Source organism: Syntrophothermus sp., assembly GCF_013314835.1.
Classification (GTDB): Bacteria; Bacillota; Syntrophomonadia; order Syntrophomonadales; family Syntrophothermaceae; genus Syntrophothermus; species Syntrophothermus lipocalidus.
In genome coordinates this window covers 31,569-46,538 of the sequence record NZ_JABUEX010000024.1, presented here as the reverse complement: position 1 = coordinate 46,538, position 14,970 = coordinate 31,569, and the positions used below count along the sequence as shown (strand labels likewise).

17 protein-coding genes, 1 rRNA gene and 1 pseudogene are annotated in these 14,970 nt (G+C 50.1%); 18 read left to right on the top strand and 1 reads right to left on the bottom strand.

Translation table 11 applies throughout. The features are described from left to right. The 10 genes and pseudogenes from rrf to rsmI form a co-directional block, all read left to right on the top strand. Nucleotides 1–84: ribosomal RNA gene (gene rrf, locus HPY90_RS08945) — 5S ribosomal RNA — on the top strand; the annotation flags it as partial. Nucleotides 85–258: 174 nt separating this feature from the next. Continuing rightward, entirely contained in the window at nt 259–480 is a 222-nt protein-coding gene (locus tag HPY90_RS08940) for a sigma factor G inhibitor Gin (RefSeq protein WP_013174255.1), read from the top strand. Nucleotides 481–588: 108 nt separating this feature from the next. Continuing rightward, complete coding sequence (locus HPY90_RS08935; RefSeq protein ID WP_287193768.1) at nt 589–2,043, top strand: aminotransferase class I/II-fold pyridoxal phosphate-dependent enzyme; 1,455 nt, start codon at nt 589–591, stop codon at nt 2,041–2,043. A gap of 169 nt (nt 2,044–2,212) precedes the next feature. Next, complete coding sequence (gene tmk, locus HPY90_RS08930) at nt 2,213–2,884, top strand: dTMP kinase (protein WP_287193766.1); 672 nt, start codon at nt 2,213–2,215, stop codon at nt 2,882–2,884. A gap of 10 nt (nt 2,885–2,894) precedes the next feature. Then, nucleotides 2,895–3,353, top strand: a complete 459-nt coding sequence (locus HPY90_RS08925) for a YaaR family protein (protein ID WP_287193764.1) — start codon at nt 2,895–2,897, stop codon at nt 3,351–3,353. 33 nt (nt 3,354–3,386) lie between these two features. Then, nucleotides 3,387–4,349 (top strand): DNA polymerase III subunit, encoded by a 963-nt coding sequence (locus tag HPY90_RS08920; protein ID WP_287193762.1) that lies wholly within the window; start codon nt 3,387–3,389, stop codon nt 4,347–4,349. Nucleotides 4,350–4,351: 2 nt separating this feature from the next. Beyond that, a pseudogene (locus HPY90_RS08915) lies at nt 4,352–4,990 on the top strand (PSP1 domain-containing protein); the annotation flags it as partial. A 31-nt stretch (nt 4,991–5,021) separates the two neighbouring features. Beyond that, nucleotides 5,022–5,309, top strand: a complete 288-nt coding sequence (locus HPY90_RS08910; RefSeq protein WP_242649126.1) for an initiation control protein YabA — start codon at nt 5,022–5,024, stop codon at nt 5,307–5,309. Next, nucleotides 5,290–6,030 (top strand): tRNA1(Val) (adenine(37)-N6)-methyltransferase, encoded by a 741-nt coding sequence (locus HPY90_RS08905; protein ID WP_013174262.1) that lies wholly within the window; start codon nt 5,290–5,292, stop codon nt 6,028–6,030. The genes HPY90_RS08910 and HPY90_RS08905 overlap by 20 nt, the downstream gene beginning before the upstream one ends. After that, nucleotides 6,030–6,875, top strand: coding sequence for a 16S rRNA (cytidine(1402)-2'-O)-methyltransferase (rsmI, locus tag HPY90_RS08900; protein ID WP_287193755.1), 846 nt, complete (start codon nt 6,030–6,032; stop codon nt 6,873–6,875). The genes HPY90_RS08905 and rsmI overlap by 1 nt, the downstream gene beginning before the upstream one ends. A 6-nt stretch (nt 6,876–6,881) precedes the next feature. Here the strand turns inward: rsmI and HPY90_RS08895 are convergent, their stop codons facing one another. Further along, nucleotides 6,882–7,130 carry an AbrB/MazE/SpoVT family DNA-binding domain-containing protein gene (locus HPY90_RS08895; protein ID WP_273698940.1) on the bottom strand — a complete coding sequence of 83 codons (249 nt, stop codon included), beginning with the start codon at nt 7,128–7,130 and terminating at the stop codon, nt 6,882–6,884. A 626-nt stretch (nt 7,131–7,756) separates the two neighbouring features. Between HPY90_RS08895 and metG the strand changes: the two genes are divergently transcribed. The 8 genes from metG to HPY90_RS08855 all read left to right on the top strand — a co-directional run bounded on the left by metG (nt 7,757) and on the right by HPY90_RS08855 (nt 14,860). Then, nucleotides 7,757–9,697: a methionine--tRNA ligase gene (gene metG / locus HPY90_RS08890; protein WP_287193753.1), complete on the top strand. Its 1,941-nt coding sequence runs from the start codon at nt 7,757–7,759 to the stop codon at nt 9,695–9,697. A gap of 34 nt (nt 9,698–9,731) precedes the next feature. Beyond that, the gene (locus HPY90_RS08885; RefSeq protein ID WP_287193776.1) at nt 9,732–10,499 is read left to right on the top strand and encodes a TatD family hydrolase; all 768 of its coding nucleotides are present in this window, start codon (nt 9,732–9,734) and stop codon (nt 10,497–10,499) included. Nucleotides 10,500–10,715: 216 nt separating this feature from the next. Beyond that, nucleotides 10,716–11,678 carry a resuscitation-promoting factor gene (locus HPY90_RS08880; RefSeq protein WP_013174267.1) on the top strand — a complete coding sequence of 321 codons (963 nt, stop codon included), beginning with the start codon at nt 10,716–10,718 and terminating at the stop codon, nt 11,676–11,678. A gap of 187 nt (nt 11,679–11,865) precedes the next feature. Beyond that, a complete protein-coding gene (locus tag HPY90_RS08875) occupies nt 11,866–12,333 on the top strand; it encodes a YhcN/YlaJ family sporulation lipoprotein (RefSeq protein WP_013174268.1) in 468 nt (155 codons plus the stop codon). 85 nt (nt 12,334–12,418) lie between these two features. After that, nucleotides 12,419–13,297, top strand: coding sequence for a 16S rRNA (adenine(1518)-N(6)/adenine(1519)-N(6))-dimethyltransferase RsmA (gene rsmA / locus HPY90_RS08870; protein WP_287193751.1), 879 nt, complete (start codon nt 12,419–12,421; stop codon nt 13,295–13,297). A gap of 2 nt (nt 13,298–13,299) precedes the next feature. Then, nucleotides 13,300–13,770, top strand: coding sequence for a ribonuclease H-like YkuK family protein (locus tag HPY90_RS08865; RefSeq protein WP_287193749.1), 471 nt, complete (start codon nt 13,300–13,302; stop codon nt 13,768–13,770). A gap of 157 nt (nt 13,771–13,927) precedes the next feature. Then, nucleotides 13,928–14,206: a Veg family protein gene (locus HPY90_RS08860; protein WP_013174272.1), complete on the top strand. Its 279-nt coding sequence runs from the start codon at nt 13,928–13,930 to the stop codon at nt 14,204–14,206. 198 nt (nt 14,207–14,404) lie between these two features. Then, nucleotides 14,405–14,860, top strand: coding sequence for a hypothetical protein (locus tag HPY90_RS08855; protein WP_287193746.1), 456 nt, complete (start codon nt 14,405–14,407; stop codon nt 14,858–14,860). Nucleotides 14,861–14,970 lie beyond the last annotated feature (110 nt).

The following is a 14,970-nucleotide window of genomic DNA, read 5'->3' as shown; positions in this document are numbered from 1 at the left end:
CACCCGTTCCCATACCGAACACGGAAGTTAAGCCCTCCAGCGCCGATGGTACTGCTAACGCGGGAGAGTAGGTCGCTGCCAGGATCTATTTTCTAAAACCCAGCCTAAACGCTGGGTTTTTTGATTTGCGAGGGGCAGAAAAAGGACTGTGTACATTTCGGGGCCGAACGGCATATTGTAGGATACGGCCTGATTGAAGTATGCTAAAGAAAACGAGGGGTTACACTAAAAAAAACCTTGAGTAAGGATGTTGAAAAGATGCAGGCAAAATCGGTATTCGCGAAAAATTGTGCCAGGAAAGGGCAAGTGTTGCCTCGTTGCAAGCTTTGTGATGAGGTACCGGAAGAGGGGCTGCGAGGAGGCTACTTGATAAACGGGATATTCATCTGCCGTGGATGTGAGGCGGTGATAATGAGATTGCAGGTGGGGACCCCGGATTACGAGGAAATGTTGAATCGCATAAAAAAACTTTGGGAATAGCGCAACGGTGTTTGCGCTAATTTTTTACATGTGCGTGCCAGTTGAGTAATATTTAATAAGGACCGGGAGGGAAATGCAACTTTGCGGTTAGTGGTGGAGGGAAGGCTTATGTTGGAGGGCCGTGCACCCATCTATGAAGCCCTGGTTCGCTACCGGCAAGAACGTAACGTTTTATTACACATGCCGGGACATGCAGGGGGATGCGGCTTTTGGTCGAAAGAATTCAAGGATATCGGTTCTCTCGACTTTACGGAGATTCCTGGATTAGACGATTTGCATGAACCTACTGGCTGTATAAAAGAGGCAAGAGAGCTTTTAGCTTCAGCCTTTGGGGCGGAGGAAAGTTTCTTTCTGGTTAATGGTGCGACTTCCGGTATTCAGGCTTTGTTCCTTGCAACCTGCGAAGAGGGAAAGCCGGTTTTGGTGCCTAGGAACGGGCACCGTTCGTTCCTGGCCGGACTAGTCTTGTCCGGAGCAGTGCCGGTTTATTACCAGTCCGAGGTCATGGAACCCTGGGGGATCGAGGTAGGACCACGGATACAAGAGATAGCCCGCCTGCTAGAGAACCACCCCGACGCTTCTGGTGTGTTCGTGGTGGCGCCTACCTTTTACGGTACTGTTACCGATGTAGGACTTATCGTACAGATAGCAGGTACATATGATAAGATGGTATTAGTGGACGAGGCTCACGGAGCCCACTTCCGTTTTCATCCAAAGCTACCGGCTCCTGCATTGTCTTTGGGGTGCGCGGCAGCAGTGCACGGCATGCACAAGGTTTTGCCTGCTTTGACCCAGGGGGCAGCCTTGCATCTGGGAGCTGGCTATACACGAAGACGGGAGTTGAGACAGGCTTTTGATTATTTGACCACTACAAGCCCGTCTTATCCTTTGCTCGCTTCTTTGGACCTGGCCCGTTTGTTCATGGAACAACAGGGGCAAGATGCGTTGGAGCGGGCCTTGGGCTGGGCAGAGAAATACCGGGCGGCGATCAGATCCATACCGGGAATGGACTGCCCCGGGGAAGAGTTTCTATCTGTTCCGGGAGTGAAAGCTTACGACGGGTTAAAGGTTTTAGTCGTTATAGACCGGTTCCCTTTGACCGGATACCAGCTAGAGGAGATACTCCGGGAGCGGTTTCGGATTCAAGTGGAAATGGCAGGTAGAGACTACATTCTGGCCATGTTTTCGATGTTTCACGATGAGGATGATTGGAAACACCTGCATAAAGCTCTTGTGAGTATCAGCGCGGATTACAGGATGGACGGCAAAGGGGAAAGACCCCGGGTACCGGTTCCTCCTGTTTCTCAACCTGTACTGACGCCCCGGCAGGCATTTTTTGCGCGCAAGAGAAAGGTTAAGCTGTCCGAGCTGGTGGGAGAAGTCGCCGCTGAAATGGTGGCCGGTTATCCGCCTGGTATACCGTGTCTCGTACCGGGGGAACAGGTAACGCCTGAGGCCTATGATTACCTGGTGTTTCTCAAGAACAGCGGGGCTCGCATTCAAGGGCCGGAAGACCCGGAGCTAAACTACCTGTACGTGGTCGATGAGTTGGACAAACGTTAACCTTCAGAATGTAAGCACCAGGGGCGGAAAATAGTGCCGAGGGGGTGTGTTAGCCAGGCGAGGAGTCTCGGAGCGACCTGGCTAACACTCCTCCACAGTCGCATTTTCATTCTCTAGTGGTGACTCGGATGAGAGTCATGAAGGTCTGTGGCCCGGAAAGGAACTGGTCATGCATAGAAAATGTTTTATAAGCTTTGAAGGAATCGACGGAGCAGGCAAGACTACCCAAGTAGAACTTTTATATAGGAAACTGATGGATGTCGGATTTTCAGTCGTAGCGGTTAGGGAGCCAGGAAGTACTCCCTTGTCGGAGAAAATCCGGGAGCTGCTGCTCGACGTGCGAAACCAAGATATCAGTTCCTCAGCAGAGTCTTTTTTGTACGCGGCTGCCAGAAGCCAATTAGTAGCCGAGATTATCAAACCGGCTTTGGATGCGGGGAAGGTAGTCATAGCCGACCGCTACGTGGACTCTACGATAGCTTATCAAGGGTACGGGCGGGGAATGGACATAGAATTTTTGAAGCGGCTGAATCTTCTTGCTACCGGGGGATTGATGCCGTGCCTTACAATACTTCTCGACCTTCCCCCAGAAGAGGGTATAGCACGAAGGGGGGAACTGCCGCTCGACCGCCTAGAGAGAGAAGGGATTGGTTTTCACAGGGCAGTGAGAGAGGGTTACTTGACTCTGAGCAGGTCCGAACCGGATCGGATAATGGTCGTGGACGCCACACTTCAGGTAGAAGATGTTCACGAGCAGATACTGAAACGGGTTTTAGAACGCTTGCGTCGTTCGAATTGCACCGCCTCGACCGACGTTGAGAAAGAGAAATCTAAAGACTGAGAAGGATGATATGGTGGTTAGGATTGAGGAACACGGGCGAAAAACGGCTGATTATACCCGAAGCGGAGAACCTGTCTCTGCTAAGGGAGTCGAAGGGGCTAACAGCAAATTCGGGCAAAGCCTTAAGGAAAGAGAAGAGTCTTACTGCTACCAAAGGATGCAAGAACTGCTGGAAGAGATTGATAAAATGGCTGACAAGCTAGCCAAGAGCCTGGATCTTTCCAATCTGATGCGTTACCGGCAAATGGTAAAGGAATTTTTAAAAGAAGCCACCAAACGGGCTTACCTCCTGCGAGAAGAGAAGGGGATGTCTCGGCGGGGAGGCAGTTCGCTTTTGGTGACTGTTCGCACGGTAGATACCGAGACAGAAGAACTGTTGAAAAGTTTCGTATCTCGCAAGACAACCCCGGATGAGATTCTCGCTACTCTGGACAAGATACGGGGGCTTCTGGTAGATCTCTTAGGTTGAGAGAGAACTGTGTTTCGAGGGACATTAGGAAGAATGGATGCATTCGCAGGGATTGTGGGGCAACAAAAAGCGGTGTCTTTTTTGCAGACTGTTTTACAGCAAGGTTCACCTGTTCACGCTTACTTGTTCGTAGGTCCTCCGGGTATAGGTAAGACGCGAGCGGCGACGGCCTTTGCCTGCTCTCTTCTGGAAGCTGGTGCCGCTGCAGGCGGCAGAACTTGGGAAAGAGAGAACCATCCTGATCTGTTTGTGGCGGGAAAGACTAGCTCTAAGGTGAGCATTACCGAGGTAAGGCGTCTAGAAGAATGGCTGGCTTACCACCCGTACCTATCCTCTTACCGCGTAGCGCTCTTTCCCGGTGCACATTTGCTGTCCATGGAAGCCGCAAACGCGCTGCTGAAAACCTTGGAAGAACCCCCGGCCTATGCGGTTATCGTTTTGATAAGCGACGAAGCGGACGTACTGCCGACGGTGAGATCTCGCTGTCAAGAGGTAAAGTTTAATCCTTTGCCGGTTCCTCTTCTGGAGCAAACCCTTTTACAGGAGGGAACCGACCTGGTCAGAGCGGGTTTGGCAGCTCGTCTGGCTCGCGGCAGCCTGAAGAGAGCTCGCCTTTTCGCAGACTTTCCCGAATTAGGGGAATCCTTGTTCCACGGACGGGACTTTTTATTAGAAATGGCTCGTGGCGGGGAGTTGATACTTTTAAGAAAAGCGCAAGAACTGGAAAAAGACGAGATTAAACGCGTATTGTTTTTCAGCATCATGGAGGTATTGCTGAGAGATATCGCCGTATACCACGAAACAAAGGATCAGAGGATGCTGGTCTTTCCCGAAAATATGAACCTGGCTACCAAGTTACCGGTCAAGGTTGAGCGGGTAAAAAGGGTTCTGCAGGAAATGAGCGGTTTGCTCGTCCTGCTCGGGCGCAATATCAATCCTTTGTTGATAAACTTGAATATTCTGTTTCAAATTAGACGGGCAGTTAAGGAGGAGTAGAGATGCCGGTCGTGGTTGGAGTTAGGTTTAAACCGGCGGGGAAGATATACTACTTTAACGGAGAGGACGTGGAACTCAAGGTAGGAGACAAGGTAATAGTAGAAACGGCTAGGGGAATAGAGTTTGGGGAAGTGGTTATCGGCCGCCGAGAAGTGGACGAAGGCAGGCTGGTTCTGCCTTTGAAAAATGTTATCCGCAAGGCTACAGAACAAGATATGAGGCAGGCGGAGGACAACCGAAGACGTGAGGTCGAGGCCTACGCTATCTGCGAGGCAAAAATCAAGGAACACGGCTTACCCATGAACCTGATCGACGTAGAATACACCTTTGACCGGGGAAAGATAATCTTTTATTTTACGGCGGAAGGCCGAGTTGACTTCCGGGAACTGGTACGGGATCTGGCCAGCGTTTTTCGTACCAGGATTGAGCTTAGACAGATTGGAGTCCGCGACGAAGCAAAAATGCTGGGGGGGATTGGAACCTGCGGCCGGGTGCTGTGCTGTGCAACTTTTTTGGGGGATTTTGAACCGGTGTCAATACGAATGGCTAAAGACCAAAACTTATCGCTCAATCCCACCAAGATATCTGGGATCTGCGGCCGCTTAATGTGCTGTCTCAAGTTCGAATCAGAGACCTATGAAGCTGGAGGGGGGGGAGGTACGAACACAATTGATGGAGAAAAGGATGAATGAACTTAAACTTCTTTTATGGGAGTTATTAGGGGAACTCTCAGAACTCAGGGAGAGGGTCAGTCTTTTAGAGCAAAGACTGAACGTACCTGCTTCCGGCGAAACCGATACAAGAGCTACGGTGGGAGATGGACAAAACCTGGTAGACTTGTATTTGGAGGGATATCACGTCTGTCCTATGGCTTACGGACGGGTGCGAGAAGAAGAGTGCTTGTTTTGCGTGGTGTTCTTAGCAAAGAGTGGTGGTCAAAATGAATTGTCGGGAAGATGAGACTTTAGATGATCTTCTTCGGGATAACCTGCGGGTTGTTCAAGGAAAAAAAGGGTACCGTTTTTCCGTAGATGCGGTGTTGCTGGCGGCTTTTGCGACGCTCGGCCGTGGGAGTCAGGTATGTGAGCTTGGGGCAGGCAGTGGGGTCATTTCGGTTTTGCTGGTACAAAGAGACAAGAGCTGTAGTATTAAAGCCTTGGAAGTGCAGGACAGCCTGTGGGATCGGGCTGTTCGTACAGTCAAACTTAACGGTCTTGAGGATAACATAGAAGTTATTAAGGGTGACATTCGCCGGGTGCGCGAGATCTTCCCGGCAGGGGGTTTTGACTTGGTTGTGGCAAACCCGCCCTTTTGGAGGATCGGAGAAGGGCTGTTGCCAGAAGACCCAGAGGTTGCCGCAGCCTGCCACGAGGTGGTTGTAACTCTGGAAGAAGTTATAGGGGCAGCCGCATACCTTTTGCGGCTTGGAGGAAAACTGGCCTTGATCCAACGAGCGGCACGTCTCGATGAAGTTATCCGCTTGTCCCATCAATACCGGGTTCCGGTCAAGAGGATTCGCATGGTGCACCCACACCAGGGACGTCCGGCCAACCTGGTATTGACTGAAGGCACAAAAGGAGCCAAGCCGGGGGTAACGGTTCTTTCGCCGTTAGTAATCTACGAAGATACGGGGATATATACTTCCGAGGTGATAAGCCTTTATTACGGGGAGGAGCGCTGATGGGAACCCTCTACGTATGTGCAACACCCATCGGTAACCTCGAAGATGCCAGTATTCGTCTGATTAAAGTGCTGCGAAAGGTCGACATTATCGCTTGCGAAGATACGCGGCGCACAGCCAAACTATTGCAACGCTACCGGATAACAACCCGTATGACCAGTTATCACCAGCATAACCTGCGCGAAAAGGAAACTTGGTTGATAAACATGCTGCTATCAGGACGAAGTATAGCCCTAGTCTCGGATGCAGGCATGCCAGGCATTTCGGACCCGGGCGAGCTTTTAGTGAAGAGAGCGCTGGCCGAGGGGATTAAGGTTGAAGTAGTGCCTGGGCCCTCAGCCCTGGTGGCGGCCCTGGCCATATCGGGCATGGATACATCTCGTTTTGTTTTTGAAGGGTTTATACCGGCTCGAGCCAGTGAGCGCCAAGCTTTTCTCAAGCGGCTGGCCTCAGAAGACAGAACTATTATACTCTATGAGGCGCCTCACCGTTTATCCCGGACCCTGGAGGACATGGAGGAGATATGGGGGGCAAGAAGACTGGCGGTGGCCAGGGAACTGACCAAGGTACACGAAGAAGTCGTACGGGGCACCCCAGCCGAACTCAAAGAGCATTTTATGTTAAATCCTTGCAAAGGCGAATTGACCCTGGTCGTAGAAGGTTATCGCGAGGAACAGGAAACGGTTGCCAAAGAAACACTGCTCAGAGAAATCGAAGAGCTGATGGAAAAAGGAATAGAAAAAAAAGAAGCCTTCAAAATGAAGGCTCGGGAATACGGTTTGAAGAAAAGGGACATTTATGATCTGTATCTGGAGTCTCAAACCCAAAAGACTTCCGGCCCATGATACCACTTAACCCGCTTGCTTAGCGATATCGATCAAGCAACTGCGGCAAATGTTCTTGCCCTTATAGTTCTGAACTTCCTCGGCATTACCGCAGAAAATACAGGCGGGCTCATACTTTTTAAGGATGATCTTTTCGTTATCCACATAGATTTCCAAGGCATCCTTTTCCTCAATGCCCATGGTGCGTCTCAGTTCTATGGGGATGACGATCCTTCCGAGCTCGTCCACCTTGCGAACAACACCTGTAGATTTCATCATGCCTGTCCCTCCCCCCTGTACAAAATTCAGCAGTCAGCGCTCGTATAAACGATACCAAAGCTGGGAGAAACAGTCAAGACATTTTTCGACAAAGGCCCATAGATAGATTAGCCACAGATGAACACAGATTGCCACTGATTAACACAGATGTTATTTATTAGACGCAGATTAACGCTGGTTTGTTTTGAGATTATTTATGGTTGAACTTAGATAAATCCGTGTTTTTTGAGGTTTTTTCATTATGAGGTGGTTTCAGGAAATCTGGATTAATCTTTTCGGAAAACTGGCAACAGAGGAACACAGTCCGCTATAACCCCTAAAGGTGTTATCACTAGAATCTGGAAAACGGGTTTTGATTTCGGGGGTAAATTCATGCTGATGAATATTTCATCATTGTTAAGATACACCAAATATTGTAATGAGAATCTGCGTTAATCAGCGTCTAAAAAATCTGTGTCAATCTGTGGTCATCAGTGTGCATCTGTGGCTGGGTTTTCTTGACATGCAGCCGTTTTTTTTCTATGATCAGGACACATTAGACGGAGGAAGAGGGCCTCTCGAAGCAGACGAGGGGCTTTGTTGTGAAATCGGTCATCTTGCTAAAAAGCGAGGAGGTTTGGGTTATGGGTGATGGCAAGAGTTTTTACATAACGACTCCCATTTACTATCCCAGCGACAACCTGCATATAGGTCATGCTTATACCACGGTAGCTGCGGATTGCATAGCGCGCTACAAGCGGATGCAGGGGTATGACGTGTTCTTTCTCACCGGTTCGGACGAACACGGCCAAAAGATTGAACGCACGGCCCGGGACAAGGGAATGGAACCTAAGGCATACGTAGACAGAATCGTAGACGGATTCAAGGTGTTGTGGGATACTCTGTTAATCAGCCACAATGACTTCATCCGTACCACCGAAGAGCGGCACGAAATAGCCGTTCAGACTATTTTCCAGAAAGTTTATGAAAAAGGCGATATTTACAAGGCAAAATACGAGGGGTGGTATTGCACTCCTTGTGAAGCCTTTTGGACGGAACGCCAGCTAGTTGACGGTAAATGTCCGGACTGCGACCGCCCGGTGGAGCTGACCCAGGAGGAAAGCTATTTCTTTGCTATGTCCAAGTATGCCGAGCGGTTGCTCAAACACATCGAAGAAAACCCGGACTTCATACAACCCGAATCCAGGCGAAACGAGATGATAAACTTCATCAAATCGGGGCTTGAAGATCTCTGTGTTTCCCGGACTACTTTCGAATGGGGAATACCGATCCCGTTTGCCCCTGGGCACGTCATTTATGTTTGGTTTGATGCTCTGGTAAATTATTTGACTGCCGTGGGATACCCCGACGACCAGGAAAAGTTCGGCAAGTACTGGCCGGCGGATGTACACCTGGTGGGTAAGGATATAGTTCGTTTCCATACTGTAATCTGGCCTACCATTCTCATGGCGGCTGACCTTCCTTTGCCCAAACAGGTTTTCGGCCACGGGTGGCTGATGCTGGAAGGCGGCAAGATGTCGAAATCCAAGGGCAATGTGGTTGACCCTCTGATTCTGGTGGAAAAGTACGGGGTAGACTCTATCCGCTACTACCTGTTGAAGGAACTCAATTACGGGATGGATGGCTACTATTCAGAAGAAATGCTGATAGCCCGCATCAACTCGGATTTGGCCAATGATTTGGGTAACCTGGTCAGCCGGACCATCGGGATGATAGAACGGTACTGCCAGGGCGTGATCCCGGTACCAGGCCCACAAGAAGGGCTGGATCAAGAACTGGTGGATACTGCAGCCGCTGTCTACGGCGAAGTAGGCCGGCAGCTGGACCGTTTGGATTTTTCTTCTGCTTTGGGTGCTGTGTGGCGGCTGATTTCCCGGGCTAACAAGTACATCGACGAGTCGGCACCGTGGTTGCTGGCCCGGGATGAAGCTAAGCGAGAACGCCTGAATACGGTTCTTTATAACCTAGCCGAGGTCATCCGCATTACTGGTATAATGTTGGCGCCATTTATGCCCACCCTGCCAGGGAGAATAAACCGGCAGATTGCGGTATTTGACGATCCCGAGCAACTGAGGTGGGGCGAAGCCGGGAAGTGGGGACTGCTAGTGTCCGGCAGAAAGGTGGCAAAAGGCGAGTCCCTGTTCCCGCGGATTGACTTAAAGACTTTGGAAAAGGATGACAAGGAAACCTCGGCCGAACCTATTGCAGCCGAACCGGGGCCCGAGGTGAATGACTTGCAGGAATTCATAACCATAGATGAGTTCGCGCGCGTCCATCTCCGGGTAGCAGAAGTAATAGCGGCGGAGAAGATGAAGAAGGCAGACAAGCTGCTGGTTCTTAAGGTGAGACTGGGGGAAGAAGAGCGAACCATAGTAGCCGGCATTGCTCAGCACTACACCCCCGAGGAGCTCGTCGGCAAGAAGATCGTAGTGGTGGCGAATCTGAAACCGACCAAATTAAGGGGAGTCGAATCGCAAGGGATGTTGCTGGCCGCCTCTAATGAAGAGGGGCTGGCTATCCTCACCTTGGACCGGGATCTTCCCTCTGGTTGCAAGATAAAGTGAGCAGAACAGGGGGCATGAAGAATTGGAGGAAGCGTTGCTCATCGATAGCCATGCCCACTTACAGGACAAGGCTTATCGCAAGGATAGGGAGGAAGTCATAGAGCGCGCATTCAGCGAGGGGCTAGCGGGTATCGTTTGCGTGGGATACGATATCGAATCATCTGCCGAAACCTTAGAGCTGGCCCACAGGTACCCCAACATCTTTGCCGTAGTTGGGGTACACCCTCACGATGCGAAAACCCTTAGCGAAGAAGCGCAAAGCGAATTGTTTAGAATGGCCCGGGACCCGAGAGTAGTGGCGGTGGGAGAGATCGGGCTGGACTTTTACCGGGACCTTTCACCGCGAGACGTGCAGCGCGAGGCTTTCCGCGTGCAGATACGGATAGCCAAGGAACTGGGCAAACCGATAGTCATCCATGACCGGGATGCGCATCAAGAAGTTCTCCAAATAATTAAAGAAGAAAACGCGGGTGAGAACGGAGGGGTTATGCACTGCTACTCGGGGAGCTGGCCGATGGCCATCGAGCTGTTGAAACTTGGATTCTATATTTCTTTTGCCGGGCCTCTGACTTTTAAGAATGCTCGGAAAGCCGTCGAAGTAGCAGGAAAGGTGCCGCTTGAGCGGGTTTTGGTGGAAACTGACTGTCCTTACCTTACGCCAGAACCTTACCGCGGTCGGCGTAATGAACCAGTACACGTTCGCGAAGTTGCTAAAAAGCTAGCTGAGATCCGACGCAAATCGTGGGAAGAAGTGGCTTACCTGACATCGCGGAACACCAAGGAAGTCTTTCGGATAAGGTGACGGCAGAGCGGTTTATGTAGTGTTGATTTTAGAGACGGGCCCCGATCCAAAACCTGTGAGGAATAAATCCTGCACAAACTGATAATAATAAATAGTGATTGAGACGCACCAGGGCGAATGCCAGAAATCGCCAGACAAGCTAGATGATACCATAATTGTCATTGACAGAACGTTTGTTAGCAGGTAAAATTAAGGCACAGTTGGGAGGGGATGCCCGTGCTATTTTTGAGAAGCAAGCAGCTAGCTTTTTGGCTGGCGCTGGTTTTCATGGTAGCTTTTTTAGGAGGGCTCTTATTCTGGCTGGAGAAAGACGTCACTATTGCGGTCGACGGAAAGCTGGTTAGAACGTTAACATTCAAACAAACGGTACAGGATGTCTTGGAGCAAGAAGGCATCAAGCTGGGACCCAAGGATGTAGTGAAACCAGGATTAGATACCAGGTTAGAAAAGGGATCCCGTATTCAGGTGATCAGGGCTTTCAATGTTAAAGTACTGGCTGACGGCAGAGTGCGCCAGATACTTACTACCCCGGTTACGGTAGCCCAAGCCCTCAAGGTCGCCGGTATTGGCCTGGGAGACGAGGACATCGTAACACCAAAGCCGGATGTTGTCATCAAAAAAGGGCAAGACATTCGGGTAGTCAGAGTAAGCCATCAGGTGATAACCGCCAATGCGGTTATTCCGTACCCGGTCCAGAGGACGGCGGACAACACCCTTGAAAAGGGTTTGACCAAGACCGTTCGCCGCGGGCAAAACGGTTTAGCTGTGGATGAAATAAAGATAACTTATCACGACGGAAAAGAGACGGGACGAGAAGTCATAGGGAGAACCATCGTAAAAGATCCTGTACCTCAAGTGATAGCCATGGGAACCATCACTTCAGTATCCCGTGGTAATCTCAGGCTTGACTTTGATAGGGCCATGATAGCCGAAGCAACTGCCTACACTTATACGGGGAGCCGGACATCGTCCGGTGCATATCCTGAGGTAGGATTAGTGGCGGTGGACCCGAGCGTGATACCCATGGGGACTAGGCTGTACGTTGAGGGGTATGGATTTGCCAGGGCTGCAGATTGTGGGAGTGACATTAAGGGAAACCGCATTGACGTTTTTATGGAGACCGAGAGCCAGTGCCGATCTTGGGGACGCAGGACTGTAAAGGTATACGTATTGGAATAAGGCACGTGGTTGAAAAAGCATGTACTTTGCATCGGTAAAAGCAGAAGGGGCTAAGGCCCCTTAATTTGTTTAGGCAAGTGCACATGGCACAGTCTTTGGGAGTTCTGTTTGTGGGAACATTTGCTTCGCGTTTAAAAACTGGCTTTTCCCCAAACAATATCTAATAAGCCACGAAAGGGGGAAGCCTATGTTATCAAATGCACGGGTTAGGTTGGTCGCGATTGGTCTGATTGTAATGGTTGCTCTTACCGGTTGCCAACAGCCGGCGCGAAAGCCGAGAACTGTGACCCCACCTGCGACCTTGGAAATGTCCGAGTTTCGGCAACTGGCAGACAAGCTTTCCAATCAGGCAGTTAAGGTAGAGGGGGTCGAAAACGCCACGGTCATTCTACAGGGGCAGGGCAAGCGGATTAACGCTATCGTCGGACTCATGGTCAAGAAAGGTCAGGGGAACAAGGAAGAGAAAAAGGTTATGGACGAGGTAGCTAACAGGTTAACCCAAGCTGATCCTAGGATAAAGAGGGTTCAGGTTACAGCAGATCCAGACCTGGTCGCCAAGATCCGAGCGATAGCCAAAAAGGTGGCTGACGGGAAACCGGTTAGCCAATTGCAAGGAGACATCAACGAGGTATCTCGTCGTATACCGCCGCGGTAAAGGTTGGCCTGGGAAATCATCCCAGGTTCTTTTAATTTTGAAGCTTTATAGTATAATGCTAGTAGTATGACTAGAGGGTTCGGTGATGGATGAAGGTAGCTTTCACTTAGCTCGGGTAAGAGCCGCTTTGGCAAAGTACAACCTGCACCCGAAGAAGAGGTTGGGACAACATTTTTTGTTGGACCATAATGTATTAACCAGTATCGTCAAAGCTTGCGAGCTTAACCAGAACGAGTACGTAGTAGAGATAGGAGCAGGAATCGGCGCTTTGACCGGATACCTGGCCCAAGAGGCAAAGGGAGTCCTGGCTATTGAAGTGGACCCGGACCTGTCCGAACCGTTAAAGGAAGTACTGGCAGGACGGGACAATGTAAAGACGTTGTTCGGCGACATACTGAAATTAAACATTGAAAGGGAAACAAAACAGGCTTTTTCGCTTGCTCCCGAGGCAAGCTACAAAGTTTGTGGCAATCTCCCCTATTATATAACAACACCTATAATTTTCCATCTACTAGCGACTGCGCCTTCCATGTGCTGGGCCGTCTTAATGGTTCAGAGAGAAGTGGCAGAGCGGATGCTAGCGCCTCCGGGTACTAAGGACTACGGTATGCTAACGGTAATGGTAAGATACCAGGCAGAAGTGGAAATGGTGCGCAGGGTTTCGCCCAATTGTTTTCGTCCTCGCCCCGAGGTGGACTCGGCAGTAATACGCGTTACGCCGCGGCGGGCACGGCCCTGGGCAATCAGGAATGAAGACGTTTTCAAAGGGCTGGTCAAGGAAGCTTTTCAAAGGCGTCGAAAGACTATACATAACATAGTAGCTGAGTTTTTCGGTGTGGATAAGGCGGAAGCAGCCCAGAAACTGGGAATGTTGGGAGTCGAGCCGAAGAGACGACCAGAAACCCTAGAGATCGATGAATTCGGTAAAATAGCTGATGCTTTTTCCGAACAGGAGGCGCAATGACCATGATATTCTTTAGTCCCAGCCGTGGGCGTATGACCCTGGAGCAGGTGGGGGAAGATATCCTCGACTATGTGTCGGAAGATACCAGTTTACCTTACAAGTTAATAGTAGGCTCCGATTCCCAGTTACGGGAAGCAACCTGCTTTGTGACCGCAATCATTATACACAGAATAGGTAAAGGGGCTCGTTATTACTACACGAAGAAGCATATGCAGAAAATGGGCAGCCTGCGTCAGCGTATTTTTTACGAGGCGTCCTTGAGCCTGTCTACGGCAGATCGTTTGGTACATCTGCTTCACCAACACGGGCGAGACGACCTTGAAGTGGAGATACACTTAGATGTTGGGTTGCGGGGGGATACTCGAGATATGATTAAAGATATTATCGGGATGATTGTTGGTAGCGGATTCGATGCCAAGATAAAGCCGGAGGCTTGTGGAGCTAGCAAAGTTGCGGATAAATATACGAAATAGACTATGGAACGGCAAATCCAAGTTTGCCGTTTTATTTTTCGACATAACTTTTGTTGACAGCGATCAGGTTTTTGAGTATACTAATAACCCCATCTTGACAATAAACGGGGGATGGGATAAAATATTTTTGATTACAACTACAAAGAAGGTGATGTAATTGGGTTTGCCCAGGCCGATTTCCGAAATAAAGAAGGACCTCGATTCGTTCGTTGGGAGTCGGATTAGACTAAAAGCGAACCGGGGCCGAAACCGCATCATCGAGAGCGAAGGCGTGTTAGAATCTACTTACCCGAATATATTTGTAATAAAGATTAACGAACGTAAAGTGGAAAGAAGAATTTCTTATAGTTACGCCGACATCCTGACGGAAACCGTTGAGCTCTTCGTATGCAACAACGGTGAAGAAGAGATAAAGATAGCGAATGTTAACGACTAGCTGCCATCAACGGCAGCTAAATTTCTTATGGGGGGCGTTTTGACCATCCTTTTTTCTTTGAAGAGAAACGCGTTGGCGGTTGTCAGAGCCGTGTCCATTCGGGCACGGCTTTCATACTATATTGTGAGGAACAGAGAAGAAAGCGGACAGAGTCTTAGTTTCGGGCAGACAGAACAGAGCTCTGGAGGTGGATGCGCGGTGCAGGGTTATTACACCATAAAAGAGGTGGCAAGACAGCTCGACAGGAGCGAGGCCGAGGTTATTGAGCTCATAAACGCTCACTTGATCCCCAATAGCCTGGTCAGGGTGGATGAAGGGGTCCTCTTGGGACCGGCCGGCGCCAGGCGCCTCCTGCAATTGGTCAAGGCGGAAAACGAGCGGACCCGGAGATCAAGGTGGCCCCAAAGGACGCTAGCTCGTCGATGGCATCCACAGCAAGGAGAAAGAAGCCGGGGTGAGGAGGCCGAATCTTGTAACGACAAACCCTCGGAAGGAAAAGAACTGCCGCTTACGGGAGAGAAAAAAAACGGGAACGAAGGCTGCGATTCAACAAATTTGGAGAGCGAACAGAGAATGAGCAAATCTTGGAGCGAGTATCCCTGGCCTCTCTCCGAGTGGGTCCGCTTAACTGGAAAAGCCCCGGGTCGCAAGTAAGTCACAAGACAGGCGCAGATTAAGGCAGATTATAAATTATTGTGATTTATTTCCCTGTACCGTGTACTATCCCAATTTTCATTCTCTGTTGGTAATACCTCTACGTCTGC